This window comes from Chitinophaga rhizophila (assembly GCF_019492185.1).
Lineage (GTDB): Bacteria > Bacteroidota > Bacteroidia > Chitinophagales > Chitinophagaceae > Chitinophaga > Chitinophaga rhizophila.
The window spans coordinates 811,778-825,448 of the sequence record NZ_JAICCF010000003.1 but is presented as its reverse complement, the minus strand read 5'-3'; the positions used below and the strand labels follow the sequence as shown (position 1 = coordinate 825,448).

Sequence of the window (13,671 nt, the reverse complement as noted above, 5' to 3'; positions counted from 1 at the left end):
TTTCGTCAAAAAACAGATGATAATACTGACAGATGTCTTATTTTTGCCCGTCACTAACTTAAGCCCACTTCTATTTTACCATGAAAGTTACAGAACACATCGCGCAGGCGAAAGATACCCTGATCTCTTTTGAGATTCTGCCACCTCTTAAAGGTAAAAGTATTGAGTCAATATATGATCACCTGGATCCTTTGATGGAATTTAAGCCAGCGTTCATCAATGTAACTTATCACAGAAGTGAGCATATGTTCAAAAAGCGTGCAGACGGTTCTTTCGAGAAGGTAGAGATCCGTAAGCGCCCTGGTACAGTAGCAATATGTGCCGCGCTGATGAACCATTACAATGTTGACGCAGTACCCCATCTGATCTGCGGAGGCTTTACCAGGGAGGAAACAGAAAACGCGCTGATAGACCTGAATTTCCTTGGGGTAGACAATGTGCTGGTATTACGTGGAGATGCTCCAAAGAATGAAACATTTTTTGAACCTGAGCCTAATGGTCACCGATTTGCGGATGAACTGCTGCAACAGGTGGTCCACATGAATAATGGTATTTATCTGGAAGAAGACCTGCAGGGCGGTGTAAAAACCAAGTTCTGTATCGGAGTGGCCGGTTACCCTGAGAAGCACTTTGAAGCACCGAACATGCAGACCGACATGACCTATCTGAAAAAGAAGGTGGAAAATGGCGCTGATTATATTGTTACCCAGATGTTCTTCGATAATCAGAAATTTATTGACTTTGTTGGTAAATGCCGCGAGGCAGGCATTACAGTACCCATCATTCCAGGACTGAAGCCTATCACAACGCGTAAGCAGCTTACGGTGCTGCCACGTACCTTTCATGTGGATATTCCGCTGGATCTGGCTAATGAGATTATTAAGTGTAAGACGGATAAGGAAGTTGAAGAAGTTGGTACTGAGTGGCTGATCCAGCAGTCCAGAGAGCTGAAAGCATTTGGTGTACCAGTACTGCATTACTACACCTTAGGCAAGCCTCAGGTAATACGCAAAGCAGTATCAGCGGTGGTATAATCTTATATAATGTGCTATAAATGAAGCGGTCCCGTCTAAGACGAGACCGCTTTTTATTAGATGGTAACCGTTTTTACTGATTAAAATGCCAACACGTGGAAACGTCGTGGCATGTCCGAATAACTGTCACACTTTTTGTTTTGTCTGTATATAGATACTTCTATGGGATTGTTACCTCTAAGACGGATGCCAGGGGCCGCACCCCTATAACCCCCTAAAAAAAATTTAGGGAGTCCCCGGACAGGAACTCCCTTGACAATAACGCGTTTGTATGTGCTTTTAGTAGTCTTCTCTGTCAAACAGGAAACCCAGGCTGACAGAAAAATAACTATTGGTAATCTTCGCAGAAGAGGTACGGTCCAGATTGGCGAACCCCCTGCTTAAATTTGCCCCCAATACCATCGTATTGTTGAACTCAATGCCCAGACTGATATTAGCGCCGGCATCAAACCTGTTTAACTGGGTGCCCGGCGCAATACCTCTGTCTTTGTAATTGAATTTCACACTGTGGGAATTAGTACTGAGTACGTCGCCATTGTACATCAGATCCAGGTCATAAGAACCACCCAGACCATATGCTACATAAGGGCCCATACCTGCTACGATTTTACCCATTCGCAGGGGAAACTTAACTACCAGGTTCATGGGCACTTCCAGGTAACGTAATGTCAGCTGATTGGCTGATTCCACAAGTGTGCCTGGTTTGGTAGGCAGCGGGCGAAGATAGGCACCCTTGGTAATGTACCTTACCAGGGGCTGAAAATAAATGGCTTTGTACACGGGTACATTAATCATCAGGTCTGCATGCAGATTTTTTAACTGGCTACTGGTACCAATGCTGTTACTCTTATATCCCTGCGCATTTTTAATCTGCGTTGCGGATAAGGTATAACCACCTCTGATACCTATACTCACCTGTGCATGCAGCGGTGAAAGGGATGCTAGAAACACTAAAGAGATAAGTGTAAAAGTTTTCATCATGCGTTACATGTTGTGTTGTAATGTGTGCGGTATTGTCCTTCTTCATAGGGTAATCTAGGGCAACAATGCGGGAATTATCCCGAATGAAATACGGGCATAAAAATAACGTAATTGTACACTTATTGGTTTTAAATTTTTGTTTTCATATCAAAAATTTAAACCCGGGGATTATACAAAGAAAAAGTCCCCTCCGCCAGCGGCGAAGGGGACCTTCCGATAAATATTGCTTGCCTTAGAATTTATAACCTAAAGACACACCGAAGGAGGTGTTTCTCCAGCTACGGTCATTGTCAGTATTATTATAAGCGTTTATCAGACCCAGATCAGCATTCAGGCCGAAATATAAACCCTGGGCCATTTCGTAGCCAATTACTACACCTAAGCCTGCGTCAAAGCGTTTCAGCTGCCACAGCTCTGCTTCATCATCAAATGCTTTAAGCTCGCTATTGATGTTACCGCCTGGCAAATCAAGTGTACCTTTGTGTTTACCTGCTACACCATAAGCTAAGTATGGGCCTACACCCAGATTCAATTTACCTGAACCAACTTCTGGTTTGAACAGGAAGTTAACAGGTACCTGCAGGTAAGACAGGGTAGTTTTGAAATTGTTGTTGTCTTTATGCTTGGTTCCTTTACCAGCGTATAGCAGACCGGTACCAATGTAAAATTCGTCAGCGAGCTGCAGATCAGCGGTGAAACCAGCCCTTACACCTACCAGGAGGTCACCGGTTTCCTTGCTATCATTAGCTCCTTTTACGGTTGCACTAGAGAAGTTTGGACCTGCCACAATACCGAATTTTGTCTGGCCGAAAGTAATACCTGCAATCATCAGTGCAGCAACAGATAATAATACCTTTTTCATATAGGTGTTTTAATTTTCGGTATAGTATCCAACAGGCATTGCGGATACTATACCTTTTTCATAGCTATTGTTGTTATTAGTGGAGCATGGCCTGTTTATGCCCTGTTTTAAACATAAATTCCAGATTAGAACAAATAACCTACAGATACTGCAAATACACGGTTCTTGTTTTTCTCGTTTCTGCTATCATCACCACCGGAGTTGATCTTACCTAAACCAAGACCATACTGTGCAGAAATCAGGAAGTTGTGAATTTCAGCACCTACCTGCAGGTTACCACCCCAATCAAATCTTTTGTATTTGTTTAAACCTCTGTCAGGATCGCCATCGTTAAATGGGGTATCGTCATCCCATTTGATATTCGAGTCTGTACTGGTAGTAACACCTGCCAGTGTAGAGCTTACCTTATTTTTACCGGCAACACCAAACGCGAAGTATGGACCCACACCTGCAAACAGACGGGAGTTTGTACCCACAGGAATCTTACCGATAAAGTTCAAAGGAACTTCAATGTACTGAGGTCTGGTTGTGTATTTGACATAAGGTGCTGTTGTGCTGTTGTCCTTATCACCTGATTCCAGCTTTGCACCTTTTGTGGTGTAAAATACTCCTGGTTGGAAAGACAGGATCTTTGGCACCAATGGGAAGTCAACGATAGCACCAATGTGATAACCTGATAATGACTGATCTTTGTCTACATCACCGTCATTGTCAACTGAAATAGTGGAGAGGTTCCAGCCACCTTTAATACCTACCCGCACCTGAGACATCGCTCCAAAAGAAATTGCCAGGGCAGCAAACGAAAGGATAATCTTCTTAGTCATAACCGTAGAGTTTTGATTTTGACTACGAAATTCCAAAGACTATGCCAAAGGTATATGCAGCAACCTTATCTGACTGCAAGTAAGTGAGTTACAACATAAAATAAAAACTATATCTCTAAAGCATGCGCGAACCAACCATTCACATCGATCATTGATAGTAATCTATGAAGCTTGATCAGTTCACGTAGTACTTCACAAGAATAAACCATACTATATACATGGTAAAAATCGTCACTTCTCCTCCACAATATTAGTATACGAAATACATCTACACAGTACTTCTACGCTGAAGATTTTCAACACACATCCACACCATATCATACCGCATAATTCCACACTATTGCACACGTTGCACATTCATGCAAGCCATCTGCCGCACGTCAATAGCTACTTTACAATAAATGATATTTAGTTTTTGGCGCTGCTCCTCATTTCTACCTTTTCAAGAAACTCGCTTAACTGGTCAACACCTAGTCTTTTGGCAAGAATCTTTTTCTTTTCATCCAGGAGATATACTACCGGAGTACTGTATACGTCGTATAGGCGTCTGAAGTTACTTTGTGCATCCGGATCCCAGGCATGTATCCAGCCTTTCATGTGGTGTTCTTTGATGAAGTTTTTCCATTCTTCCTGGGTACCTTCGGTTTTAAAACCGATCATTGTTACCCCCTTATTTTTCCAACTTGCGTTATAGGCAGAATCAAGTCGGGGCAATTCAACCTTACAGTGCCCACAGGTGGGGTCCCAGAAAACCAGGACGGTATATTTTCCTTTCGTAGTATAGAGTGATACAGGTTTCAATGAGGAATCTTTTACCTCCAGCGGGGGGGCCTGTTGTCCTATCAGGTTAGGGGCCATAGAGTATGCCCTTGAAATGATTTTATTCAGTTGTTCTTCTTTCAGCCAGTAAGCATCTCCTGATACGTAATACTTCTCAACCATGTGCACGAATACAGCGTCCATGCCCATGTACTTGGAAGTTTCGTAGGTATATGTCAGCCACCACACCACAAACTTGAACATCTCTTTATCTTTCCTGGTTTTTGCAATGATCTTGTCAGCTTCCACAATAATGGAATCCGGATCCATAGCTACCAGCTGGGTAAAGTATCTGTTCAGCTTTTTATCGATAATGTCTGTTCTTACCAACCTGCCGTCAGTAAGGTCAATACTATCCCAATAGTGCGCCTTGTAGTACCGGTAAGGGAAGGTTGAGTCTTCTCCTGCAGGTATGGCCGGCACTTCAGGTTCTTTCATAGCCCTGAATATACTGGACAACAGGCTTTTAGGATGGTTAACCACTATACCATTACGGAAGTTCTGTAGCTTTTTACCCAGTTCCTGCTGCATAGTCCGGGCAGTTGCACTGTCTGCTGCTGTGCGTTTAGTAAACAGGGTGCTGAGTTGCTTATCAGGAATAGCAACCTCTTTTTGCAGAAATTTATTATATGACTGGAAGATCTCGTTTTCTTTGGAAGTCTTGAAAACAGTCTTATTGATAAGATCTGTCGTGTCTATTGAGATAGAAAACTGCTGATCTTTATTATCCAGCAGCATCTCAAAGTAACGCTGTCTACCGGGTAGCAATACAATATAGATCCCGCCGGGCAAAGCTTCTTTGTTCTTCATAACCGCCATGCCCTGTGCATTGATCTGTGCGGAATCAGCCATGTAAAAGCTTTTCCCCATATAATGAGCGAGCGCAAGTTGCCCTCCTGTGTATTGTTTTAACTGGAAGGTAAGCTCGTAGCCCTGTGCCTGTAACTGCCAATGGCATAAAATACAGGCCAGTAATATCATCAGTTTACGCATAGGATATCGGTTCCTGTAAAAGTAGCAAGGAAAAGGGAATTTCAAAAATCAGTGATCAGCTAAAATCCTACCTTTGCACCCGTGAGGAAAAAAAATGTTATTCTTGAAAAAGTCCCTGTAAGCGCTTATGCCGCAGAGGGAAAAGCACTGGCCCGGATTGACGGCAAAGTGATCTTTATAGAAGGGGGCGTAGTTCCCGGCGATGTTGTGGACGTTCGCCTTGGCAAGAACAAAAAAGACTGGGCTGAAGGTAAAGCTGTTCATTTCCACTCTTATTCCGCTGACCGCGTAGAGCCCTTCTGTGAACATTTCGGTAACTGTGGAGGCTGTAAGTGGCAGATGCTGCCATATGAACAGCAACTTGCATATAAACAACAACAGGTCGCCGACAACCTCCAGCGTATCGGTAAACTGGAGCTTCCGCCTATGCAGCCTATTATGGGCTCCCGGTATATTACTCACTACCGCAATAAGCTTGAATTTACCTTCAGTAACAAGGCATATCTTCCGGCGGACGAGATGGAACTGGATGAAGACGGCAATATAGCCCGTAAAAACGCCCTTGGTTTCCACGTTCCTAAGCTGTTTGATAAAGTACTGGACATCAATACCTGTTACTTGCAGGCAGAACCGGTGAACGCAATCCGCAACACCATTCGTGCCTATGCGCTGGCTAATAACCTCTCTTTTTACGATATCCGTGCTAAAGAAGGCTGGCTGCGTAACCTGGTCATCAGGATCTGTACTACTGGCGAAGTAATGGTCAATCTTGTTATTCATCACGAAAACAAAAAAGACAGAGAGGCCCTGCTGGATCACCTCCTGGCTACTGTACCTGGCATCACTTCCGTATTGTATACAATCAATCCTAAGCTGAATGATACCATCTTTGACCTGGAACCGAAAACCTATTTTGGTAAAGGTTACGTGGAGGAAAAACTGGAAGACTTCACCTTTAAAATAGGTCCGAAGTCCTTTTTTCAGACTAATACCTACCAGGGTGAGGCATTGTACCAGGTTACCAGAGAATTTGCAGGATTAACAGGAACAGAAATTGTTTATGACCTATATTGTGGTACAGGCAGTATTGGTATTTTTGTATCCCGGCAGGCAGGTAAAGTTGTGGGAATTGAGCTGATAAAAGAGGCAATTGACGATGCGATTGAAAATGCCGCCCGCAATAATGTGAACAATGCGCAATTCTTTGCCGGAGATGTAGTTGATATCTGTAACGACGCTTTCTTTGCCCATCACGGGCAACCGGATGTAGTCATCACTGACCCACCCAGGGCAGGTATGCACGAAAAACTGGTGAACAAGCTGCTGGAAATCGCTGCTCCCCGTATAGTTTACGTAAGCTGTAACCCTGCTACCCAGGCAAGAGACCTGGCGCTGCTGGATGTAATGTATAGTGTGAAAAGGATACAACCAGTGGATATGTTCCCCCACACTCATCATATTGAGAATGTGGTATTATTGGAGAAAAGAATTAATCATTAAAGAATAGGTAGAAATGAGCGAATTTAGGCCCGGCAGATTTGAGATACTTCCTATGGTGATCAAAAACCTACTGATCATCAATGGATTGGTGTTCCTAGCACAAAATACGCTTGGAGGATTTCTCGGTAATCCGAGGTTTATAGAAGATACATTCGCATTGCATTACTGGGGGTCGGATCTCTTCAAACCTCACCAGCTAGTCACCCATCTGTTCATGCATGCTACCCTCGGGCATCTGTTCATGAATATGTTCACCCTCTGGATGTTTGGCGCTACTCTGGAAAATGTCTGGGGTCCTAAACGTTTCCTGATATTCTATATGGTCTGCGGCCTTGGCGCTGCATTCTGCCATATGGGGGTACTAACATATGAGAATGTACGGCTGGCACACGATGCACAACAGTTCCTGAATACGCCATCACTGGCTAACTTCCGCATACTGGACGACCGCTATGACCTGGACTCAGGCCGCTTTATGGCTGATGGTATCAGAAACCTGTTCTATTCTGCTCCTGAACATCCGGATGCTGTCAACGCGGCCCGGGCATTCATCAGCCAATTCGCCCAGGATTATCCTGATTCAGCAACGCTAGGTGCTTCCGGCGCTGTATTCGGCCTGCTGTTCGCATTCGGATACCTGTTTCCCAATAATCTCATTTACCTTTACTTCCTGTTTCCGCTTAAAGCAAAATACTTTGTCGGCTTTCTCATAGTACTGGAACTGATATCAGGTATCCAGAACTCTGCCGGCGACAATGTAGCGCACTTTGCCCACCTTGGCGGGGTACTCTTTAGCTACCTGCTGCTCAAGCTGTGGAACAGAAAAAACCGCGGTCATTTTTATTAAACTAAAAAGATATTGTGACATGATGTACGTTGAGGAAAGAAATAAAACTCCGCTATCCCTGGGAGAAGAAAAGAATATGGTTACACAGCTGCTGCTGATCAATATTACCGTATTCATTCTGTTGTTTTTTACTGAAATTATCTATGGCATTGAAGGTAATCCGCCGGCAAGGTTCAAAGGCGACGTACTCTCACATGTACTGCTGCCTTCAACATTTGACGGACTGCTTAAAAATCCATGGACGCTCTTCAGCAGCATGTTTACACATGACAGCTTCTGGCTGATCACCAGCAACATGATATGGCTGACCTGCTTTGGTACTATGCTGCAAAATCATGCAGGCCGTGATCGCATCCTGCCCCTGTATTTACTGAGTGGCGTTGTAGGCGCTGTTTGCTATATGCTCGGCATGCATTTCATACCGGCCTTCCAGGCGTTACAGCCATATGCCACCATGACTGGTGCATCCGCTAGTATAATGGCAATGGCTATAGGTGCAACAGTGGTAGCCCCTGGCTATAGGCTGCTGCCTAACTTGCCTATCCCCTTCTGGATCATCACCCTGGTATTCCTGATTGTTAACGTTGTTACGCACATTGTTAACAGCCATGACCTGACCACGGTACCTGCCCTGATCGGTGGCGGTCTTACCGGCTTCTTCTACATGCAGCAATGGAAAAAAGGCAATGACCTTGGCGCAGGCTTCAACAAGGTCGTTTACCGCATCACGCACATGTTTCATCCTAAATCCCACCTGCACGTGGTCAAATAGGACATAGATATTTATAACTTACCAGCCCTCCAGCGTAATATACTCCGGAGGGCTTTTTGTTTCCCGCATTTATAGCTATTTTTAGACAAACCCCTATATTGTGCTGTTTGTCTCCAAATTCTTACCCCGATTGCTCATATTCGGCAACGTGCTGATTACCATCAGTCTGTTGCTTTCTGCCTGGTTACCCTACCTCAATCCGCAACAATACTGGCTCAGCGGCTTCGCCGGCCTGACCTTTCTCATTTGCTGGGGTATCAATCTGGCCTTCCTCATCCTTTGGCTAGTACTCAAAAACAGGAGGCGGTATGCCTTCATATCTTTGGCAGGCATCCTATTTTCGCTCAATGCGCTGTATACCAGCATAGGTACTAACCTGCGCAGCACGCCACTGCCGGAAGGCAAAACAGATAAGCAGTTCACCCTCATGACTTTTAATGCCAGTAATATGGGGCTGGACGACTACCAGGAAAACCCTTTCCTTCAGGGAGCTATCTATCAGATGCTACAGGAAGCCTCGCCGGATATTCTCTGCATGCAGGAATTTTATACCAATAAAGGTCCTGGTTTCACTAATCATATTGATTCCATCAGAAATACCCTGCATTATCCATATCACTTCTTTACCAACGATATGGGCCACTGGGATTATTGGCAATATGGCATCATTCTCTTTTCCCGGCTCCCCATACTGAGGGCCAGCAGGATACCTTGTGGCTATAGCTCAGCCGGCAGCGGTAGCAGCTTTCTACAGGCCGATCTGTTAGTAGCCGGAGACACGGTGCGGGTGATTACAGTACAGCTCAAGTCCTATATGTTTAAAGGCCGCGATTACGACCTGCTGGAAAAGGGAAATGGCTCTTTTTCTGCTATCCGCTCACTGGCAGCTAAAATGAAACATACTATTCATAAACGGGCTGCCCAATCGCAACAGCTGGCCGGCCTTATTACCCAAAGTCCTTACAAGGTGATCGTCTGCGGCGATTTTAATGATACTCCTGTTTCGTATACCTATAATACGATCAGCATGAATATGCAGGACGCATTTTTGCACAAAGGACGCGGTATTGGCCGTACACTTTCTTTCCTGGCTCCTACGCTGCGGATTGACTACATCCTTGCACAGCGACCCATAAAGATTCGTAGCTACAATACGTTCTATAAAGAGGGTTTTCAACATGTGCCGGTCATGACCAGCTTATCATTATAATCATGCATGAGTTCATCATTTCTCCTATCTTTAACCTAAAAGCGATAGGCGTTGAGATTTCTGAGGTTATTCACAAAAGGTTTCTTTTTAACGGTGAACACCATTGTCGTCCTGCTGTTCATGGTGGCTTGCCTGGCACCATATGTATCTCCTGAGCGATGGTGGCCTATTAGTTTTATCACACTGTTGTTCCCGTTATTACTGCTGGCATTGGTGTTATTCTTCATTTGCTGGCTGTTGTTTGACTACAAGTACTGCCTGCTACCTATGCTACCCATAGTTATAGGCTGGAAATCTATTTCCGCTTTTATAGCATTCAACTATCCTACTGCCGGAAGACAGTTTGCTGATCCGCCAGGCAGCCTCAATGTCATGAGCTATAACGTTGCCCAGTTCGGCCTGTACCGTGAGAAAGACAGCAAATATAACCGCGAGGCAATGTTTGCCCTGATCAAAAAGCAGGAGCTGGATATCGTTTGTATGCAGGACTTCTATACATCCGAGAAAAAGAACGATTTCAATAACAGGGAAGATATATCCCGCGAAATGAAACTGCCCTACCGGTTTTTCTCTAGTGACTTCAACCGTGATGGTATGCAGCACTGGGGTTCTATTATCTATTCCCGCTACCCTATTATCAAGTCAGACAAACTGAAAATGTCCATCGGTCCGCGCAGTGAAAGCCTGATCTATGTGGATATCCTGAAAGGCAGCGACACTATCCGTATTGTTAATATGCACCTGGCCTCCTACCGGTTCAACGAAAGGGATTACCGCTCTATTGAGAAAATTAAGAAACAGGAAGATACGGGGCTGGTAGCTACCCGCAATATTGTTGACAAAATGCGCGACGCCTATGTCGGCCGCAGTAAACAGGCGGATATTGTGGCTTCATTTATCAGCACCAGCCCATACCCGGTTATCGTATGTGGAGACTTTAATGATACCCCCGCATCATACACCTATTTTACTATCCGGGGTAACCTGCAGGACGCTTTCCTGCAAAAAGGCAGTGGCATCGGCAGGACCTATGCCGGCCTGGCACCTACCCTGCGGATAGACTATATATTTGCGGATAAAACATTCAAAGTCAACTCATACCGCAAGATCAACTCTGGCCTCTCTGACCACTACCCGGTAATAGCCAATCTTAGTGCTGTACGGTAAGGCCACTCACAAAACAATAACTATCTTTGCAATCCAAACAAACTAAGAGTAGCTTACACTCTCTGAAAATATCTGATATGTCTGAGCTTAAAATATACAATTCGCTACATCGGCAAAAGGAAGTATTCACATCTCTCTATCCCGGACATGTTGGTATGTATGTATGCGGCCCAACCGTTTCTGGTGAGTCGCACCTTGGCCACGCCCGACCTTATATCACGTTTGACGTAGTATACAGATATCTCCAGTCCCTGGGGTACAAAGTCCGCTATGTAAGGAACATCACAGACGCAGGTCACTTTGAAGAAGAAGGCCGTGAAGCAGAAGATAAAATTGCCAAACGCGCCCAGCTGGAAAAGCTGGAGCCTATGGAACTGGTTCAAAAATATACTAACCTCTTTCATTGGGCATTCCTGCGCTTTAATTGCCTGGAGCCAAGTATAGAACCTACTGCTACGGGACACATTGTTGAGCAGATCGAAATGATCAAAACGATCATCGAAAAAGGCTATGCCTACGAAAGAAACGGCTCTGTATATTTTGATGTAAAGAAATATGCTGAGTCGCATGACTATGGCATACTCAGCGGACGTGTGCTGGAAGATATGCTAGATGCATCCAACCGCGAACTGGAAAACCAGGACGAAAAGATCAACAATGTAGACTTTGCCCTGTGGAAAAATGCACCTCCGGAACATATTATGCGCTGGCCTAGTCCATGGGGAGAAGGCTTCCCGGGATGGCATATCGAATGTTCTGCCATGAGTAGCAAATACCTTGGTAAACAGTTTGATATCCATGGCGGCGGTATGGACCTGCAGTTCCCTCACCACGAATGTGAGATCGCTCAAAGCGAAATTGCACATGGTGAACTGATGGCCCGCTACTGGATGCACAACAACATGATTACGATCAATGGCCGTAAAATGGGTAAGGCCTATAACAATACCATTAAGCTGACGGAACTCTTCTCCGGCAACCACCACCTGCTGGAAAAAGCCTACAGCCCGATGACCATCCGTTTCTTCATCTTACAGACCCACTACCGTAGTACGCTGGATTTCTCTAACGAGGCCCTGCAAGCTGCTGAAAAAGGCCTGCAACGCCTTTGGGCAGCTTACGAACTGTTACAAAAACTGACCTACACCAACGACGGCCAGCCACTGAATGAAGAGCTGGACAAACAAGTAAGACAGTTGTGTGAAGAATGCCAGGAGTTCATCAACGATGACTTCAATACTGCCAAAGTGCTGGCTAACCTGTTCGAGCTAACTCCGGTTATCAACTCTATCAAGGGTGGTCAGGTGAAAATGCATGAAATCAGCGAAGACACATTTGCCCTCCTGCAGAAAACCTGGAAGACATACCTGATTGAAATACTGGGCCTGGAACCGGAAACCTTGATAACAGACGACAGTAAACTGGATGGTGTGATAAAGCTGCTGATGGAAATGCGTAAAGAAGCGAAGAGCCGCAAAGATTATGCTGCCTCTGATAAAATCCGCAACCAGCTGTTAGCAGTAGGTATTCAATTGAAAGACGAGAAAGATGGTAGTATGACCTACTCCATACAGTAACGCCATTATGACCAAACAGCCATTTGTTAATATGTATAAAATGCTAGCTATAGCTGCAGGTGTTGCACTTTGCATAAGTGCCTGTCAGCCATCAACAAAAACCAATCAGCCGGAAGAGTCCAGCACGCCGAAGACCACCGTCCAGAACGTGAATGTGCCTGTGTTTCAGGCTGACAGTGCTTACAATTATACCGCTAAACAGGTAAGCTTCGGTCCGCGTATACCAAAGACGCCGGCTCAGGAGAAATGTGCCGCCTGGCTTATCGCTCAGCTGAAGCCACTTGCCGATACTGTATACATACAACGTACTACTGTAATTGGTCCTAAGAATGTGTCACTGCCTTGTATAAATATCATAGCAGCCTTTAATCCGGCAGCAACGCAGCGTATCCTGCTGCTCTCCCACTGGGATACACGCCCTACGGCCGATCAGGATGCCTTTAACAGAACTAAACAGCTGGACGGCGCTGACGACGGAGCAAGCGGCGTAGGCGTATTACTCGAAGTAGCGCGTCAGCTGCATGCGCAGAAGCCTACTGCCGGTATCGATATTCTGCTGACTGACGTGGAAGATTATGGCGTAAGTGAAGAAGAAAACAGCTATTGCCTGGGTACGCAGTACTGGGCTAAAAACCCACATATAAGGGGCTACAAAGCTAACTATGGCATCCTGCTGGACATGGTAGGCGGAAGAGGATCTCGCTTCTTTATGGAAGGTGGTTCTCAGCAATATGCTTACGGACCGATGAAGATGTTCTGGGATGTAGCCAACCGCCTCGGTTACTCTGACTACTTCCGCTATGAGAATATCGGTACCAGCATCACTGACGATCACGTGTATGTGAATACAATGGCGCATATCCCAACATTTGACATCATTGCGCTGCAACAGAACGGAAACTTCGTTCCTCACTGGCATACTACCAATGATAACATGAGTGTAATTGACAAACGCACTTTACAAGTGGTAGGTCAGACGCTCCTGGAAGTTATATACAGGCAACCTTTCGAGTACTAAATATTACCGGAAGAACCTTAAGGAGAATGCTCCTGGTCAGGCAAAATTTGATACATTGCCGTACCAG

12 protein-coding genes are annotated in these 13,671 nt (G+C 45.1%); 8 read left to right on the top strand and 4 right to left on the bottom strand.

All coding sequences use genetic code 11. The features are described 5' to 3' along the window. Nucleotides 1-80 precede the first annotated feature (80 nt). Nucleotides 81-1,034 (top strand): methylenetetrahydrofolate reductase, encoded by a 954-nt coding sequence (locus tag K1Y79_RS17905; protein WP_220251534.1) that lies wholly within the window; start codon nucleotides 81-83, stop codon nucleotides 1,032-1,034. Between the two features lie 279 nt (nucleotides 1,035-1,313). Here the strand turns inward: K1Y79_RS17905 and K1Y79_RS17900 are convergent, their stop codons facing one another. From K1Y79_RS17900 to K1Y79_RS17885, 4 genes are all read right to left on the bottom strand, one after another. Then, complete coding sequence (locus K1Y79_RS17900) at nucleotides 1,314-2,015, bottom strand: outer membrane beta-barrel protein (RefSeq protein WP_220251533.1); 702 nt, start codon at nucleotides 2,013-2,015, stop codon at nucleotides 1,314-1,316. A gap of 232 nt (nucleotides 2,016-2,247) precedes the next feature. Further along, nucleotides 2,248-2,877 (bottom strand): porin family protein, encoded by a 630-nt coding sequence (locus K1Y79_RS17895; protein ID WP_220251532.1) that lies wholly within the window; start codon nucleotides 2,875-2,877, stop codon nucleotides 2,248-2,250. Between the two features lie 125 nt (nucleotides 2,878-3,002). Continuing rightward, complete coding sequence (locus K1Y79_RS17890; RefSeq protein WP_220251531.1) at nucleotides 3,003-3,701, bottom strand: porin family protein; 699 nt, start codon at nucleotides 3,699-3,701, stop codon at nucleotides 3,003-3,005. A 408-nt stretch (nucleotides 3,702-4,109) separates the two neighbouring features. Continuing rightward, on the bottom strand, nucleotides 4,110-5,513 hold the full coding sequence (locus K1Y79_RS17885; protein WP_220251530.1) for a redoxin domain-containing protein: 1,404 nt from the start codon (nucleotides 5,511-5,513) through the stop codon (nucleotides 4,110-4,112). Nucleotides 5,514-5,594: 81 nt separating this feature from the next. Here K1Y79_RS17885 and rlmD point away from each other — a divergent pair, with 81 nt between their 5' ends. The 7 genes from rlmD to K1Y79_RS17850 all read left to right on the top strand — a co-directional run bounded on the left by rlmD (nucleotide 5,595) and on the right by K1Y79_RS17850 (nucleotide 13,604). Further along, nucleotides 5,595-7,013, top strand: a complete 1,419-nt coding sequence (rlmD, locus tag K1Y79_RS17880; RefSeq protein ID WP_220251529.1) for a 23S rRNA (uracil(1939)-C(5))-methyltransferase RlmD — start codon at nucleotides 5,595-5,597, stop codon at nucleotides 7,011-7,013. A 13-nt stretch (nucleotides 7,014-7,026) separates the two neighbouring features. Continuing rightward, nucleotides 7,027-7,860, top strand: a complete 834-nt coding sequence (locus K1Y79_RS17875) for a rhomboid family intramembrane serine protease (RefSeq protein WP_220251528.1) — start codon at nucleotides 7,027-7,029, stop codon at nucleotides 7,858-7,860. Between the two features lie 19 nt (nucleotides 7,861-7,879). Further along, nucleotides 7,880-8,632 carry a rhomboid family intramembrane serine protease gene (locus tag K1Y79_RS17870; protein ID WP_220251527.1) on the top strand — a complete coding sequence of 251 codons (753 nt, stop codon included), beginning with the start codon at nucleotides 7,880-7,882 and terminating at the stop codon, nucleotides 8,630-8,632. A gap of 100 nt (nucleotides 8,633-8,732) precedes the next feature. Beyond that, a complete protein-coding gene (locus tag K1Y79_RS17865) occupies nucleotides 8,733-9,842 on the top strand; it encodes an endonuclease/exonuclease/phosphatase family protein (RefSeq protein ID WP_220251526.1) in 1,110 nt (369 codons plus the stop codon). 93 nt (nucleotides 9,843-9,935) lie between these two features. Continuing rightward, nucleotides 9,936-11,009 carry an endonuclease/exonuclease/phosphatase family protein gene (locus K1Y79_RS17860; RefSeq protein WP_220251525.1) on the top strand — a complete coding sequence of 358 codons (1,074 nt, stop codon included), beginning with the start codon at nucleotides 9,936-9,938 and terminating at the stop codon, nucleotides 11,007-11,009. Between the two features lie 77 nt (nucleotides 11,010-11,086). Further along, on the top strand, nucleotides 11,087-12,586 hold the full coding sequence (gene cysS / locus K1Y79_RS17855) for a cysteine--tRNA ligase (RefSeq protein WP_220251524.1): 1,500 nt from the start codon (nucleotides 11,087-11,089) through the stop codon (nucleotides 12,584-12,586). 40 nt (nucleotides 12,587-12,626) lie between these two features. After that, a complete protein-coding gene (locus K1Y79_RS17850; protein WP_220251523.1) occupies nucleotides 12,627-13,604 on the top strand; it encodes a M28 family peptidase in 978 nt (325 codons plus the stop codon). Nucleotides 13,605-13,671: the final 67 nt, after the last annotated feature.

What these genes read in the sequence shown, in the direction of transcription:
- K1Y79_RS17905 (WP_220251534.1), top strand. Translation starts at nt 81, where the DNA reads ATGAAAGTTACAGAACACATCGCGCAGGCGAAAGATACCCTGATCTCT.
- K1Y79_RS17900 (WP_220251533.1), bottom strand. Translation starts at nt 2,015, where the DNA reads ATGATGAAAACTTTTACACTTATCTCTTTAGTGTTTCTAGCATCCCTT.
- K1Y79_RS17895 (WP_220251532.1), bottom strand. Translation starts at nt 2,877, where the DNA reads ATGAAAAAGGTATTATTATCTGTTGCTGCACTGATGATTGCAGGTATT.
- K1Y79_RS17890 (WP_220251531.1), bottom strand. Translation starts at nt 3,701, where the DNA reads ATGACTAAGAAGATTATCCTTTCGTTTGCTGCCCTGGCAATTTCTTTT.
- K1Y79_RS17885 (WP_220251530.1), bottom strand. Translation starts at nt 5,513, where the DNA reads ATGCGTAAACTGATGATATTACTGGCCTGTATTTTATGCCATTGGCAG.
- K1Y79_RS17875 (WP_220251528.1), top strand. Translation starts at nt 7,027, where the DNA reads ATGAGCGAATTTAGGCCCGGCAGATTTGAGATACTTCCTATGGTGATC.
- K1Y79_RS17870 (WP_220251527.1), top strand. Translation starts at nt 7,880, where the DNA reads ATGATGTACGTTGAGGAAAGAAATAAAACTCCGCTATCCCTGGGAGAA.
- cysS (WP_220251524.1), top strand. Translation starts at nt 11,087, where the DNA reads ATGTCTGAGCTTAAAATATACAATTCGCTACATCGGCAAAAGGAAGTA.
- K1Y79_RS17850 (WP_220251523.1), top strand. Translation starts at nt 12,627, where the DNA reads ATGCTAGCTATAGCTGCAGGTGTTGCACTTTGCATAAGTGCCTGTCAG.